This is a genomic window from Persicitalea sp. (assembly GCF_041751555.1).
GTDB lineage: Bacteria > Bacteroidota > Bacteroidia > Cytophagales > Spirosomataceae > Persicitalea.
Genome location: NZ_JBGSXF010000498.1, coordinates 1 through 14925, shown reverse-complemented (window position 1 = coordinate 14925; position 14925 = coordinate 1). Strand labels below are relative to the sequence as shown.

Annotated in this window: 11 protein-coding genes; 8 read left to right on the top strand and 3 right to left on the bottom strand. The window is 52.8% G+C overall.

What is annotated here, in order from left to right:
- The 3 genes from ACEW8P_RS17615 to ACEW8P_RS17605 all read right to left on the bottom strand — a co-directional run.
- Positions 1–958: SulP family inorganic anion transporter (locus tag ACEW8P_RS17615; RefSeq protein WP_373514388.1), on the bottom strand; the 958-nt coding region annotated here is incomplete at its 3' end.
- A 133-nt stretch (positions 959–1091) separates the two neighbouring features.
- On the bottom strand, positions 1092–2330 hold the full coding sequence (locus ACEW8P_RS17610; RefSeq protein ID WP_373514387.1) for an MFS transporter: 1239 nt from the start codon (positions 2328–2330) through the stop codon (positions 1092–1094).
- On the bottom strand, positions 2327–3571 hold the full coding sequence (locus ACEW8P_RS17605; protein WP_373514386.1) for a peroxiredoxin family protein: 1245 nt from the start codon (positions 3569–3571) through the stop codon (positions 2327–2329). Before ACEW8P_RS17605 ends, ACEW8P_RS17610 begins: the two co-directional genes overlap by 4 nt.
- Before the next feature lie 142 nt (positions 3572–3713).
- Between ACEW8P_RS17605 and rsmH the strand changes: the two genes are divergently transcribed.
- The 8 genes from rsmH to ACEW8P_RS17565 all read left to right on the top strand — a co-directional run.
- Positions 3714–4652, top strand: coding sequence for a 16S rRNA (cytosine(1402)-N(4))-methyltransferase RsmH (gene rsmH / locus ACEW8P_RS17600; RefSeq protein WP_373514385.1), 939 nt, complete (start codon positions 3714–3716; stop codon positions 4650–4652).
- Between the two features lie 72 nt (positions 4653–4724).
- Entirely contained in the window at positions 4725–5126 is a 402-nt protein-coding gene (locus tag ACEW8P_RS17595; RefSeq protein WP_373514384.1) for an FtsL-like putative cell division protein, read from the top strand.
- 101 nt (positions 5127–5227) lie between these two features.
- Entirely contained in the window at positions 5228–7429 is a 2202-nt protein-coding gene (locus ACEW8P_RS17590) for a penicillin-binding protein (RefSeq protein ID WP_373514383.1), read from the top strand.
- A gap of 37 nt (positions 7430–7466) precedes the next feature.
- The gene (locus ACEW8P_RS17585; protein ID WP_373514382.1) at positions 7467–8957 is read left to right on the top strand and encodes a UDP-N-acetylmuramoyl-L-alanyl-D-glutamate--2,6-diaminopimelate ligase; all 1491 of its coding nucleotides are present in this window, start codon (positions 7467–7469) and stop codon (positions 8955–8957) included.
- Between the two features lie 140 nt (positions 8958–9097).
- Positions 9098–10312 carry a phospho-N-acetylmuramoyl-pentapeptide-transferase gene (mraY, locus tag ACEW8P_RS17580; protein ID WP_373514381.1) on the top strand — a complete coding sequence of 405 codons (1215 nt, stop codon included), beginning with the start codon at positions 9098–9100 and terminating at the stop codon, positions 10310–10312.
- A 173-nt stretch (positions 10313–10485) separates the two neighbouring features.
- Positions 10486–11685, top strand: a complete 1200-nt coding sequence (egtB, locus tag ACEW8P_RS17575; RefSeq protein WP_373514380.1) for an ergothioneine biosynthesis protein EgtB — start codon at positions 10486–10488, stop codon at positions 11683–11685.
- A gap of 62 nt (positions 11686–11747) precedes the next feature.
- A complete protein-coding gene (gene egtD, locus ACEW8P_RS17570) occupies positions 11748–12719 on the top strand; it encodes an L-histidine N(alpha)-methyltransferase (protein WP_373514379.1) in 972 nt (323 codons plus the stop codon).
- Between the two features lie 143 nt (positions 12720–12862).
- Positions 12863–14925 (top strand): PQQ-dependent sugar dehydrogenase (locus ACEW8P_RS17565; RefSeq protein WP_373514378.1); only part of this gene is annotated, 2063 nt, incomplete at its 3' end.

Below are 14925 nucleotides of genomic sequence, written 5' to 3'. Positions count from 1 at the left end.
GAAGGCCGCCAATCAGCCCCGAGAGCATCGTACTCAGTCCAACACCAACAAGGTCTTTGTTCAAATCCGTCTTACGTTTGTAGGGATCGAGCTTGTCGATAGCCTTGCAAGCCGCCAGCGACTCGATGCTGGCGATCATGGTAATGGAAATGACCGAGATCCAGAAAGGCAAATCCCCGATGCGCGAGAAGTTGGGCAAAGCAATGGCGTCGAGCGGATTAAAAGGAACCGACACCAGTAAATGCGGCCCGACGAAATGTTCTTTGCCCAAAAAAGTCACGACGTGGGTGTCGAAAAAATTGAAGGCGTACACCAAAGGAACGGACGCAATCAGCACCCACATGGGCGCGGGCAGCAACTTGAATAACCCCGGCCGGGTGCGGGCGTGGACAATCATAATCGTAAGGCCGATCACGGAAATGACGGCCACAAAGGGGTTGATCTCGGGCAATTGATCGATGACGTCGCCGAAAATATCAAACACCTTAGTAGAAAATGTTTCGGTTCCCAGCGCGACATGGATTTGTTTGGCGATGATAATAACACCGATCGCCGCCAGAATCCCACGAATGACTGTGGAGTGAAACACCTCAGCCAAACGCCCCAGTTTCAACAAACCCAGCGCGACCTGTAGACCGCCCGCCACCACGATGGCGGCAAAAATATAGTTCAGCGTCTGCCCGCTGCCGTCGTTCAGCGTAATGGCCGAACCCAGAATCACCGCGATCAGGCCCGCCGTCGGGCCGTTGATGGCGATGTGACTGCCCCGAAAAAAGGTGGTGACGATGCCCCCGATGATGGCAGCAAACAGCCCCGCCATGGGCGGGGCTTCGGAAGCGATGGCAATGCCCAGACCTAAGGGCAAAGCAACGAGCGAAACGCTCAAGGCAGCCAGCAAATCGCTCTGCCAGTTTTCTTTCAGACCTGCGAACCCGGTCTTGGGTAAAGTTTGCATCATCTACCCACAACGTTTTGGAGGGACATAGGTTTCGGACACCTTTTGCCCCTTATACAAGCCTAACAAGGGAATCAGGGCTATCTTTTACTCACTAGTGAGCATCTTGGCGTCTCAAGGCTACAAAAAGCAACCTTTACTTTACCAAAATCGGAGGGGCAGTTTCTGAGACAGCCACCGGAGCCGCATCGACGGGCTTCACCAGGCGAGCAATAAAAATGCTGCCGAAAATGGCAGCCATTGCCAGGAAGCCCACCGTGCCGTAGTTCGTAAGTTCCCCGATAGCAGTTTTGCCAATGATGACGCCTGCTCCGTAAGTGGCTAAGGCCTGCGAGAGCAACTGCACTGAGGAATTGATCGCCATAAAGCCGCCCCGATTCTGCGGAAGTACTACCGAAGTAGTCATGGCCTGGGTCGGGACGAGCCGTCCGTTGGAGAAAATAAAGAACATCCCGGACACGAACAGCACGTAAACCAGCGGCGAAGGCGTCATGTGCGTGATTAGGTAAATCGGGATAAGCGAAAGCATCGCAAATACGACAAAAATGGAAAACTTACCTTTCAGGTCTGCCAGCTTGCCAACCAGCGGGGCGGAGAAAATAGTCAACGCCCCGCCGACCAGATAAATAAGGTAGATGTCGCTTTCGCTGTACCCTACGTTGGAAACCAGGTAAGGCGAGATATAGGGAATGATGCTGAAATGCCCCAGCATGATCGTGGTCGTCAGCCACAAAGCCCGTAACTGGTTCGGATTGCGGACAATCGTGGTCAGTACCGTAATGGGATTCGGACGCTGGTGCTTGCTGACCAAATGCGAATCCAGCCGGGGGACAAAGCGCCAAATGAGGAACCAAACGCCGATGCCCAAAAAACCAACGGCCAGAAACGGCGCGTGCCAACTGAACTCAGTAGCGATGTACAGCCCCAACGGTACGCCCACAACGGAAGCCGCCGAGAAGGCCGTCATCACGATGGACATGGCCTGCGCCCGACGTTCGTAGGCAAACACATCGCCCACGATAGACAGCACCTGTGCTCCCAAAATTCCGCCGAAAGTACCTGCCAACACCCGTGCCGCGATGAGCATCTGGTAGTTAGGAGCGATGCCACAAGCCAACGTCCCAATAACGAAGCCCGCGTAAGCCATCATGACGACCTGATTGCGCGGAAAGCGATCCACGACAAAAGCCGCCAGAAACCCGGAAATGCCCGCGCTCAAACTGTACGACGACACGATGAACCCAAACGCCTGCGGCCCGATGCCGAAGTGCCGCATCAACTGCGGCCCCAGCGGCATCATGATCATGAAATCAACGATGTGCGTAAAGTTGATACACGCCAGGACGAAAAGGAGGAGTTTTTCCTGCCTGGTCATTCTTGCACCAACTTATCTACCAACCGATTGAAATCGGCCACGAATTCGTCGTAGTACTTGCCCGTACCGGGGCCGGAGAAGCCGGTGTGGATATTGCGGACGTTGTGTTTTTTATCCAAAACAATCGTCGTCGGAAAAGACATGACGTGGTTCAACATTGGCAGCGACGCGGCCGCCGAGTCCTTATCGCTGGTACCCGCGAGGAGCATAGGGTAATAGACATCGTAGCGCTGAGCCATCTTTCTCAGTTTGGGGGCGGAATCTTCCAGCTTACCCGAGCGCTCAAAAGCCAGGCCGACAATCTCGACGCCCCGGTCGCGGTTTTTCTTGTACCAGGGGGCCAGGAAGCGCGTTTCGTCCATGCAGTTGGGACACCACGATCCCATGATCTGCACGACCACTACTTTGTTTTTGAAAGCGGCATCTTGCAAAGAAACCATATTGCCGTCGGCATTGGGAAACTTGAAATCAAAAGAGTCGTAGCCCGGCTTTATGAACGTTAGCGTATTGGCATCGGGTAGTTTGGCGTTGGCGTCGGGGCGGGCAGTCCAGGTTTCGTAGCTCGTGAGGCCGTAGAAGGCTTCGCCGCTTAGGGTGCCATCGGACTGGAGGGCAGCAGTAAACAGGAAAACGTGGGTACCATCGAAACAGGAGAGGTACATACTGTCGCCTTTGACATTGCCCGCCAGGTAGCGATAGTCGCCCGTCGGCGTGAGAAAAGTACCCGTCAATTCCGAGCCTTTTTGTTCAAAAATACCCACGGCCTCGTAAGAATCCGCCGGATTTTCGGTGACGAACTTAACCGCCCATTTGCCACCTACGGAAACACCGCTGGCGATAATTCCTTGTTCAAAGAAACGGTACGCCTGTCCGTAAACCGCCTCGAAGGGCAGCTCACCCACCGGCTGCCCCGGACGGCTTTCCCGCCAAACACCCGTCAACTTGTCCTCGCCAATCTTGCCGATCAACTCCGAGTCGTACAATTCTACCGGAATGTGTAGCGAATCGTTTTCAACGTAGGCCGTATCCATCTTGAAGCGTTCCGTGCCGTTGAGAGCGTAGGCGGAGTACGTTTGCCCGTCGGAATTAGTCTCAATGTCGAGCAGGAAAGGCAGCGTGTGGCCATCGCGCAGGAGCGTAGCCCGCCAGGTTCCATTCTTGATTGTAGTTGTGGAAGGTGAATCGCAAGCGGCCAGCGAAAGGCCAACTAAAGCAAAAATCCAGAAGGATAGCTTCTTCATTTTCAATTTTTTAATAAAAAAAAAGAGGATAGGGAGAAAAATTAAATCCGGGCAAAAGGACGAGCCTTCCCCCGGAAAATTATTAAGTTTGTAACGGACTCGCCGCAAAATAAAGTTCCGGTGTCCAACGACTGCCCAATCCATGAAGACCGAAACCGCTATCCCGTCCCAATATCACGCCCCCGTCATGCTTGCCGAATGCCTTGAAGGTCTGGACATCCAGCCCGAAGGTACTTATGTGGATGTGACCTTCGGCGGCGGCGGCCACGCGCGGGCGATTCTGGAACGGCTGACAACTGGCCGTCTGCTGGCTTTCGATCAGGATGCCGACGCAGCGGTTAACGCCCAAGAGCTAAAAGGTGACCCGCGTTTTACCTTCATCGCGGCCAACTTCCGGCACCTGAATCGTTATTTGAAATTATACAAAGCTAGTAAGGTGGATGGCATTCTGGCCGATTTGGGCGTGTCGTCGCACCAGTTCGACACCGCCGAGCGGGGCTTTTCAACCCGCTTCGAGGCGCAGCTCGACATGCGCATGAATCGGCAGGGCGAATACAACGCCCGGCAGATTTTGAATGAGTACAGCGCGGCGGAGTTGCAGTCGGTGCTGGGCCGCTACGGCGAGGTCCACAACGCCCGCACCGTGGCTGAGGCCATCGTCGCCGTGCGCCACAATTCCCCCATCGAGACGGTCAACGATTTGAAGGCGGTGGCCGGACGCTACGCGCCCCGGCACCGCGAGAATAAGTACTTTGCTCAAATATTTCAGGCCCTGCGCATTGAGGTAAACGAAGAAATGGCCGTACTGGAAGAATTTTTGCCCCAAGTACCCGACGCCCTCGCACCCGGCGGGCGGCTGGTCGTGATGTCTTACCACTCGCTGGAAGATCGGCTGGTTAAGAATTTTATCAATAAGGGAAAATTGGAAGGCGAAGTGGAAAAAGACTTTTACGGCAACGAAATCAAGCCCCTGAAAGCCCTCACCCGCAAGCCCACCGAAGCCACCGCCGAAGAGATAGAACGTAACCCCCGCGCCAGGAGCGCCAAGTTGCGGGTAGCGGAGTTAATTAATTTTGAATGAGTGAATGATAGAATGATAGAATATTGCTTGCGCCAGCCTATTCTACCATTCTATCATTCAAAATTAAAAAATATGAACCAACGCCGCACTCCCCCCCCGCCCCCTAAGCCGAAGAGGGAATTTTCGCTCTTCAATTGGTTGAATCGTTTTTTGCCGCTGGAAAGAATCTTCGGCGAGAAAGACGAGCGCCATCAGGATCGGGTTCCGATCCGGTACTTCTATTATTTTTTATGGGTCGTGTTTTTATTGGTTGCCTACGAAAGGGTGGGATACCTTTCTGAGCAGTACGTTATTAGAAGTTTGAAATTAAAAACAGAAGTAGAAGACCTTCGGGCCGAGTACACAGCTACCAAGGCAGCGTACATGAAAAGCGGCAAGCAGTCTGAGATTGTCGAACGAGTAAAAGCCATGGGGCTGGAGGAAAATCTTACGCCGCCGAAAAAGATAGTTTCGCTCTCAGAAGAGAGAGAGTAGATGGTTTTCGAGGCACAAAAAGCAGCGTCACATCTCTGGTAAGGCCCCCAAATTAGCAGCTGGGCGGGCGATCCCGTACACACATCAACAATACTGATTCCATGAAGAAAAGCACCACAAATGAGAAGCAGGCCCTTATGAATCGGGCTTACGTAGTGGCGGTCGTTCTAATGTTGCTATCGGTGGTAGTAGCAGGACGGCTGGTGTGGATTCAATATTTTGCGGTGTTCCAGGACAAGACCTGGGGCGAGCGCGCAGCTGCCAGCAATATGCGGATGGATACTGTTCAGGCCATGCGGGGCAACATTTACGCCAATGACGGTAGTTTGCTGGCGACCTCAATTCCCTACTATTTCGTAGAATTGGATGCCAAGTACCCCGACAGCACCTACTTCGCCGATCATCTCGACGCTCTATCCGACAGCCTCGCTCAAGTATTCGGTAGAAGAACCAGGAACGGTTATAGAGCGATGATCAGACGCACGCGGGATGGAAAATCCTCAACTCTCCGGTTACACAATCGGGCTGTAAGCTATCGGACGCGGGAGCGAATCATGAGTTGGCCATTCTTCCGGCGGGGTGACGACAAGCTAGAGGACGCCAACGGTAAGTTGAAGTATAGAAAAACAATGGCCGGGAAGTTCACCACCGAGTACCGCCGATACCGCCCATTCTCGCCGATGGCCGACCGCACCGTCGGTACAGTCGATTCCGAAACCGGAAGGGGCCGGGTGGGGCTGGAAGCTAGTTTCAATCGTCAACTGGCTGGTACTAATGGGGCAAACTGGGTACAGGTACTTCCACGCGGCGTGCGGTTGCCCGTTTCGGATGAATTCAACCTTCGTCCCGAAACAGGTAGTGATATTCACACCACGCTCGACATTAACTTTCAGGATGTGGCCGAATCATCCCTGAAAAAAGCGCTTGAAAAGTATCAGGCCAACTACGGCTGCGTGATCGTGATGGAAGTCGCAACGGGTAAGATAAAGGCTCTGTCAAACCTTACTCGCAAGGGCCCCAACCGTTTCGTGGACGACCGAAACTATGCCCTTGCTATGGGAGCCGACCCCGGTTCTACCTTTAAGCTAGCCACTATGATGGCGGTGTTGGAGGAGACCGGCATCGACCCCGATAAGGTATGGGTCAATGCGGGCAGCGGGCGGCTGGTGTATCGCGGGCTGGCTATCAACGACGCCCACCGGGGCGGCTTCGGTAGCCTGACTGCCAGCCAGGTACTTGAAAAATCGTCCAACATCGGTACCCATCTGCTCATGCAAAAGTACTTTTATAGCCAGCCCGATAAGTACCTGGCCTATCTTGAGAAATTTCGCCTCAAAAACCGCACGGGTATCCACATGCAGGGCGAGGCCGCGCCCTTTATCCGTGACCGCAACTCGAAGCTGTGGGGCAAAACTTCGCTTACGCCTATGTCCTACGGCTACGACATGCGCCTGGCGCCGATCCAGATCCTGGCTCTCTACAACGCCGTGGCCAATCAAGGATACTGGGTCAGGCCGATGATTGTGGAGCAGGTGCGTAGTTCCAGCGAAATTGTGAACACCTACGAACCTTACGTCACGTCCTCCCCGATTTGCTCGGAGCGCACCATCAAACTAGTGCAGGGGATGCTGGAAGGTGTAGTGCAACGCGGCACAGCCCCCGGCCTCAAAGCCAGCCCGTACCGCGTGGCGGGCAAGACGGGTACCGCCCAGAAAATCGTAAATGGTAAGTACATGGCTCGTAGGGGACTGCGCGTTTCCTTCGTCGGCTATTTTCCCGCCGACCGCCCCAAGTACAGTTGTATGGTTTTGGTGGACAATTCGCTGGCGGGCGGCTCCGACCTCTACGCTGGGGAGGTAGCCGCACCCGTGTTCAAACAGGTTGCCGACCGCATTTATGCCTACGACCTGAGTCTGCACGCTCCCGCCCCGTTAGATCCCGTTGGCGATCCCTCCCCTATCAAGTGGACGGGCCGAGCCGATGAGGTAGATGTGATGGCGAAGGTACTGAATCTCAGCACTCCGCCCGAACCAGCGACGGATTCAGGCGGAATGTCGGCCGATAGCAACCGCTGGGTGCAAGGCAGCACAGCCGGAGAGGGTAAAACCAAGTGGGCCACTCGTCCGGTGGATAAAGCCGAAGTACCTGATCTGCGCGGAATGCCGCTACGCGACGCCCTTTACATTATGGAAAACAAAGGCTTCCGCGTCGGTTTCAAGGGTTCGGGAAAAGTCGTGACGCAGTCGCTGGAACCCGGGGTTAGTGTTTCGGGAGCGAAGCGGATCATGCTGGGGTTAAAATGATGTAGTTGACAGTTGATAGTGAATTTAAGTTTTTGAGATGGGAGAGAATTTTAAGTCATTAGGTGTTTTATTAAAGGAGATTCCCGAAGCCAACGTGGTAGGCAATACCGATCGCCCGGTGGCGGCTATTGTGCTGGATTCGCGGAAGTCAGGGCCGGCCACGCTTTTTGTGGCCGTGCGCGGGACGCAGGTCGATGGTCATGATTTCATCGAGAAAGCACTCGACCTGGGGGCGGGTGTAGTTTTGTGCGAGGAATTACCCGCCACTACCCGTCCTGACGTGACCTATGTACAAGTTTCAGATTCAGCACGGGCCATGGGTTGGCTGGCAGCGGCGTTTCACGAACACCCTTCGCGGTCGTTTCAGTTGATTGGCATCACGGGTACCAATGGTAAAACCTCCGTGGCTACGCTGCTTTTCAGGATGTTTCGGACATTAGGCTACCGCTGCGGGCTAATTTCGACGGTGCAAAACCAGATCGAGGATGAGGTTATTCCCTCCACCCATACTACCCCTGATTCTGTTACGCTCAACGCCCTGCTGGCCGAGATGCGGCGGCAGAGTTGCACCCATGTTTTCATGGAGGTAAGCTCCCACGCGGTCGCCCAGCAGCGCATCACCGGGCTGACTTTTGCTGGCGGAATTTTTACCAACATCACCCACGACCACCTTGATTTCCATAAAACCTTCGACAATTACATCAAGGCCAAGAAGGGCTTCTTCGATCAACTACCCCGCTCGGCTTTCGCCCTCGTCAACATCGACGACCGACGCGGCAGCGTGATGGTGCAAAACACAGCGGCAAAAGTAGAAACCTACTCGCTGCAAACGATGGCGGCCTTTAAGGGCAAACTACTCTCCGAAACGCTATTCGGGATGCACATGAATCTGAACGGCTACGAGGTGTGGTTCCGGCTCATTGGCCGCTTCAACGCCTACAATCTGTTGGCGGTATACGGCGCGGCAATACTGCTGGGCGAAGCGTCCGAGGAAGTTTTGTCTGTACTTTCCGAGCTGCAAAGTCCGCCGGGACGCTTTGAACAGGTACATTCTGTTCAGAAAGTAGTAGGTATCGTGGATTATGCTCATACGCCTGATGCCCTGCAAAACGTACTCGAGACAATCACCGAACTGCGCCAGGGCGAGGAGCAGATTATCACCGTAGTAGGCTGCGGTGGCAATCGCGACGCTGAAAAACGACCCAAAATGGCCGCCATCGCCAGCAAAATGAGCGACCGTGTGTACCTTACCTCCGACAACCCGCGCAACGAGGAACCAGAGGCTATTCTGGATCAAATGCGCATGGGCGTTCCGCCTCTACATTTCAAGAAACTATCCGTGATTCCCGAGCGTCGTGAGGCCATCTACCGTGCCTGCGCCGAAGCTAAAGCGGGGGACATTGTCCTCGTAGCGGGCAAGGGTCACGAAACCTACCAGGAGATCAAAGGCATCAAGTATGATTTTGATGATCGGGAGGTACTGCGGGAAGCCTTTTTGGCAACGGGAAAAAACAGGGTCAACGGTTAACGGTCAACGGTTAAACGGCGTTCTATGCCATCCAGTAGATTCCGTTAAAAATGGAAATCCGCGAACCGTTGACCCTTAACCGTTGACCGTTGACCCTTTTTTCCCTACTTTTATCCCGCACGTTCAATTACCTCCCCCCTATGCTTTACTATTTGTTCGAGTACCTCGACAAACAATTCAATTTCCCCGGCGCGGGCGTTTTTCAGTATCTTTCCTTTCGGGCTCTTAGTTGTACCATTTTATCTTTAATAATTGGGGCGGTCTATGGCAGCAAAATCATCGACTTCCTGCGTCGCAAACAAGTAGGTGAAAGTATCCGTGACCTGGGGCTGGTCGGGCAAATGGAAAAAAAGGGTACTCCGACCATGGGTGGCTTCATCCTCCTGGCCGCGTTACTCATTCCGGTGTTGCTTTTCGCCAATCTCACTAACGTCTACATAATCTTGCTCATCATCACCGCCGTTTGGACGGGTATGATTGGTTTTATAGACGACTACATTAAGAAATTCAAGAATAACAAGGAAGGCCTGGCGGGCCGTTTCAAGATCATCGGGCAGGTTGGATTGGGTTTGATCGTGGGCTTGACGCTTTCCTTCAATGAGAATGTTAAGATCAGAGTTTACGATAAACCGCTGCTGAGTAGTACCCTTGGTGAAGTTCAGCAGTACCGCGACATCGTCAATCCGATGATTACCAACGTGCCTTTTTTGAAAAATAACGAGTTTGACTACAATTCAGTACTGTTTGGATGGCTCCCTGACGAATACACCTGGATTATCTACACCATCGTAGCCATTTTCATTATCACAGCCGTATCCAACGGAGCCAACATCACCGACGGTATCGACGGCCTCGCGGCTGGCACCTCGGGGATCATCGTCCTCACATTAGGCGTGTTGGCTTACCTTTCGGGAAACGTCAAGTTCGCGCAGTACCTCAACATTATGTACATCCCGAACTCGGGCGAACTGGTCGTTTTTTGCGCGGCCCTGATCGGGGCTTGCGTGGGTTTCTTGTGGTATAATGCTTATCCAGCGCAGGTCTTTATGGGTGACACAGGTAGCCTCATGCTGGGCGGCGTCATCGCGGTTATATCGCTAGCCATCCGCAAAGAATTGCTTATTCCCGTCTTGTGCGGCGTTTTTCTAGCCGAGAGCCTGTCGGTCATCTTGCAGGTGAGCTATTTTAAGTACACCAAAAAACGCTTCGGCGAAGGCAGACGCATTCTCCTCATGTCGCCGCTGCACCATCACTTTCAGAAGCAGGGCTACCACGAGTCGAAAATCGTTACCCGCTTCTGGATCGTAGGCATTATGCTCGCCATCCTATCTCTTGTAACCCTCAAACTACGGTAGTTACGTGGGTCAATCGGACACTGCCCCGGCTCGTACTTTTTGAACGAATCAACTGAGACGACAAAGGGCACTGGTTGACATTTTTCCCAAACAACTTCCCCCAACGCTGCGTTTCTCCTTGGCTGGCACGACTTTATTGTTTTGCCTTCTTGCAAATAACACGTCAAGCCGCCATGCTCTTGGAAACCGATACAATAGAACTTGTCCCCGACACCACCCAACACCGCGACACCGCCGCCAGCTACGAGGTAGTACGCCAATACACCGAAGACCTTTGCGAGCCGCTGCAACTGGAAGACTACATTCCGCAGCCCATCGACTTTGTTAGCCCGCCAAAGTGGCATTTGGCGCACACCAGTTGGTTTTTCGAGGAGTTTATTTTGGTAAAATTTCAGAAAAACTACGAGCGCTACCACTCCGATTTTAGCTACCTCTTTAACAGTTACTACAACCACATGGGCAGCCGTGTGGTCCGCACTGACCGGGGCAACATCACCCGCCCCGGCGTGAAGGAAGTCTACAAATACCGCAGCTACGTCAACGAAGCCATGCAGCAGCTCATGGCTGATGATCTGACTCCCGAACTGGAGGAACTCATCATTCTGGGCCTGAATCACGAGCAACAGCACCAGGAACTGCTCATCACGGATTTGAAATACATCTTCGGCCACAACCCCATCTTCCCGGTTTATAAAAAGGGCTTTTCGCTGACTGAAGTCCAAAATGAAGAGACAGGCTGGGCAAAAATTGAAAAAGGAATTTACGAGATAGGTTTCCGGGAAGGCGATTTTCACTACGATAATGAACTAGGCCAACACAAGGTCTATCTGGAAGATTTCGCCATCAATAAAGCCCTCGTCACCAATGGTGAGTACTCGGAATTCATTGAGGATGGCGGTTACCAAAACTTCGACCTGTGGCTGGACGAAGGCTGGCAGTGGGTCAACGCCAACGAAGCACAAGGCCCGCTCTACTGGCACAAGATCGAGGGCGAATGGCACAATTATACCCTGGGTGGTCTCCAGAAAGTTAATCCAAGCTCGGTGCTGTGTCACGTCAACTTTTACGAAGCATCTGCCTTCGCGGCCTGGAAAGGAATGCGCCTACCCACGGAGTTCGAATGGGAAGCAGCTTCGCCGCAATTGGCGTGGGGGCAGCGCTGGGAATGGACACACAGCGCGTATCTTCCCTACCCGAGATTCAGCAAGGCACCTGGCGCCATCGGTGAGTACAACGGCAAGTTTATGATTAATCAAATGGTGTTGCGTGGTGGCTCCACCGCCACCTCGCCCGGCCACAGCCGCGCCACTTATCGCAACTTCTTCCATCCGCATTTGCAGTGGCAGTGCATGGGGGTGCGCTTGATCAGGTAATCAATTTTGAATGAGTGAATGCTCATCCTCAATACGTTCTATCACTTAAAACTCACATTCCATTGTACGATATTGGTCACCCATCATCTATTGAGTTATCTCCTTTCGCCGAAGATGTGCGGGAAGGCCTTTCTTCTACTCCCAAAAACTTGTCTTCCAAGTACTTCTACGATGACGCAGGCAGCCGGATTTTTCAGCAAATTATGGACTTGCCGGAATACTACCCGACCCGTGCCGAAATGGAGATTCTGACGCGCCAACCTGCCGACATTGCCGCCGCACTACCGTACCACGAGCCGTTTAATATCATCGAACTCGGGGCAGGCGATGGCCTGAAGACCAAGGAACTGCTGAAGTACCTGGTTGGACAACGAACTGATTTCACCTACATGCCCATTGACATTTCGGGTGAGGCCATGCAACAGTTGGAAGGCAAACTGGCGGCAGATCTTCCCGGTCTGGATGTTCGGCCTTTGGTGGGCGATTACTTCGAAGTACTGAATAGCCTCGACTCGGAGGGAAGGCCTAATCTTTATCTTTTTCTGGGTGGGAACATCGGGAATTACGAAAAAGACGGGGCAATTGGCTTGTTGCGAATGATTCGCAATGTCATGGAAACGGAAGGTCGCTTACTAACGGGTTTTGACTTGTGCAAAAATCCCCGGGTTATTCAGAAGGCATACGATGATTCAGAAGGTGTCACGCGCGCCTTCAATATGAATCTGCTCACACGAATGAACAGCGAGTTGGGCGCGACTTTTCCGCTGGATCAGTTTGATTTTTACAGTTTTTATGATCCTCACAACGGCGAAGTCCGTAGTATGCTGGTGAGTCTGGCGGAGCAGGATGTTTACGTTGAAGCTTTGGATCAATCGTTTCATTTTCAGCAAAATGAATTAATTCGCACTGAACTCTCCAAGAAATATACCTTGGATGAAATCAAAGACCTAGCGGCTGAAAGTGGATTTATCGTTGAAAAGAATTTTTTTGATAGTCAACATTACTTTACGGATAGTTTGTGGCGGTGTGGGTGAGCCATCGATTTGGTGAATTGTTTTTTAGGGGAAATGCGGAACGAATAAGTCATTTAGATAGTGAGTTTAACAAGAGATTTTCTTTTTGCTCGTTGAGATAACGATTTTTCTAATCGTCGCATCTGCTCAATTCGACCCATATTATGCTTACCCCTACGTTTTATCGAATTCCTAAAAGTACCATAAAAGTATATTGCCTTTTGCTATTTGGATTCTCGGCGCTCGCTCAATCAGCTTCCCCTCCCGAAGAGAATCGCTTCACCAAAACCGTCATCTCCAACGACCTCAACGAGCCAATGGAACTGGCCGTGGCCCCCGACGGCAGGGTGTTCTTCACTGAGCGGAAAGGCAATTTCTACGTATATGACCCCGCGTCTCGGCAAACGAAGCTGATCCGCGAGTTTCCTGTCTTCTGGGAAACCAAGTACGGCAACGGGTTGATAGGCCTGGCCTTAGACCCGGATTTTGCAAAGAATCAATTTATATATTTCTACAACACCCCCATTTCCGATACGCCAAAGCAGCACGTGTCGCGCTTCACCTTGCGGGACGACAATACGCTGGACATAGCCTCGGAGAAAGTGTTGCTGGAAATTCCGATCGACTATGAAATCAGCCGCCACACGGGTGGTTCGCTGGCCTTCGGGCCCGACGGCAACCTGTTCATTTCGGTGGGCGACAACACCAGCCCGTTCGCTTCCAAAGGCTTCACGCCTATCGACGAGCGGCCCGGCCGAGAGTTTTTCGACGACCAACGCGCGGCGGGCAACGCTAACGATATGCGCGGTGCCATTCTGCGCGTCCATCCTGAGCCGGATGGTACTATTACGATCCCTGACGGAAATTTATTTGCCAAAGGCACCGCCGGAACGCGCCCCGAGATTTACGTCATGGGTTGCCGCAATCCTTATCGCATCACGGTGGACAATAAGACGGGTTTTCTTTACTGGGGCGAAATCGGCCCCGATAGCGGCAAAGACGGTGAACCAGGACCAAAGGGCTACGACGAGTTCAATCAGGCAAAGAAAGCAGGGAACTTCGGCTGGCCCTACTTTATCGGCGACAATAAGGCTTACCACGATTTGGATTTCGCCACCGAGAAAGTCGGCCCGCTTTTCGATCCGGCGCACCCGGTCAACGATTCACCCAACAACACGGGCATACAAAATCTGCCCCCCGCGCAGAAGGCTTTGATCTGGTATCCTTACGACGTGTCGCCGGAGTTCCCAGAGTTGGACAAGGGCGGACGCAGCGCGATCATCGGCCCGGTCTACAACTTTAATCCGGCTCTGAAATCGGACACAAAATTTCCTGAGTACTTTAACAAAAAACTCTTTATCACTGAATGGATGCGCAACTGGGTGTTTGCGGTAGATTTGGACGACGATCAGAACTACCGTAGCATGGCGCAGTTCATGCCCGCTACAGGCGATTTTCGACGGCCCATCGACATGACTTTTGGTCCCGACGGCTCGCTTTACGCGCTGGAATACGGCTCAGTCTATGGCATTGACAATGCCGATGCCCGGCTGGTGCGCATTGACTATAACGCCGGAAACCGCGCTCCGGTAGCGATTATTTCGGCCACGGATTCGCTCGGAACCGCCCCATTACGGGTGACTTTCGACACTAAGAAAAGTTACGATTTGGATAAAGATCCGCTCACCTATCGCTGGAAATTTGGAAACAACACGGTCACCTCCAACGGCGGAATCGTCACTTTCTCTTTCCCCAAAAACGGTACTTTTCCCGTCGTTCTTAGCGTCACCGACCCATCCGGGGCCAGTAGTGTCGATACACTTTTTGTTCGGGTAGGCAACACGCTGCCCCAACTCGCGATTGAGACCCCTAACAACCGTACGTTTTACTTCGACAACGAGTCGTTTGCGTATGATGTCAAAGTGAAAGACAAAGAAGACAAAGCCATCGACCAGAAACGGGTCAAGGTCAAATTCAACTTCATTCCGCAACTCGCCAACCAGGCGGCACTCATCGGCCACCAGGAATCGGCGGATAACATGGATTTAGGGAAAGAACTTCTGGAAAAAAGCGACTGTAAGGCTTGTCACCAAATCAACCAGAAGTCAGTTGGCCCGGCCTTTACCGATGTCTCCAATAAGTACCGTGCCGACCCCGGCGCGCTGGCGCGACTGGCCAATAAGGTCATCACGGGCGGCGGTGGCGTATGGGGCGAAGTAGCCATGAA

Excerpts from the sequence above, each read along its gene's own strand:
- egtB (WP_373514380.1), top strand. The coding sequence starts at position 10,486 with ATGCTCTTGGAAACCGATACAATAGAACTTGTCCCCGACACCACCCAA.
- ACEW8P_RS17610 (WP_373514387.1), bottom strand. The coding sequence starts at position 2,330 with ATGACCAGGCAGGAAAAACTCCTCCTTTTCGTCCTGGCGTGTATCAAC.
- ACEW8P_RS17585 (WP_373514382.1), top strand. The coding sequence starts at position 7,467 with ATGGGAGAGAATTTTAAGTCATTAGGTGTTTTATTAAAGGAGATTCCC.
- ACEW8P_RS17590 (WP_373514383.1), top strand. The coding sequence starts at position 5,228 with ATGAAGAAAAGCACCACAAATGAGAAGCAGGCCCTTATGAATCGGGCT.
- mraY (WP_373514381.1), top strand. The coding sequence starts at position 9,098 with ATGCTTTACTATTTGTTCGAGTACCTCGACAAACAATTCAATTTCCCC.
- ACEW8P_RS17605 (WP_373514386.1), bottom strand. The coding sequence starts at position 3,571 with ATGAAGAAGCTATCCTTCTGGATTTTTGCTTTAGTTGGCCTTTCGCTG.
- ACEW8P_RS17595 (WP_373514384.1), top strand. The coding sequence starts at position 4,725 with ATGAACCAACGCCGCACTCCCCCCCCGCCCCCTAAGCCGAAGAGGGAA.
- rsmH (WP_373514385.1), top strand. The coding sequence starts at position 3,714 with ATGAAGACCGAAACCGCTATCCCGTCCCAATATCACGCCCCCGTCATG.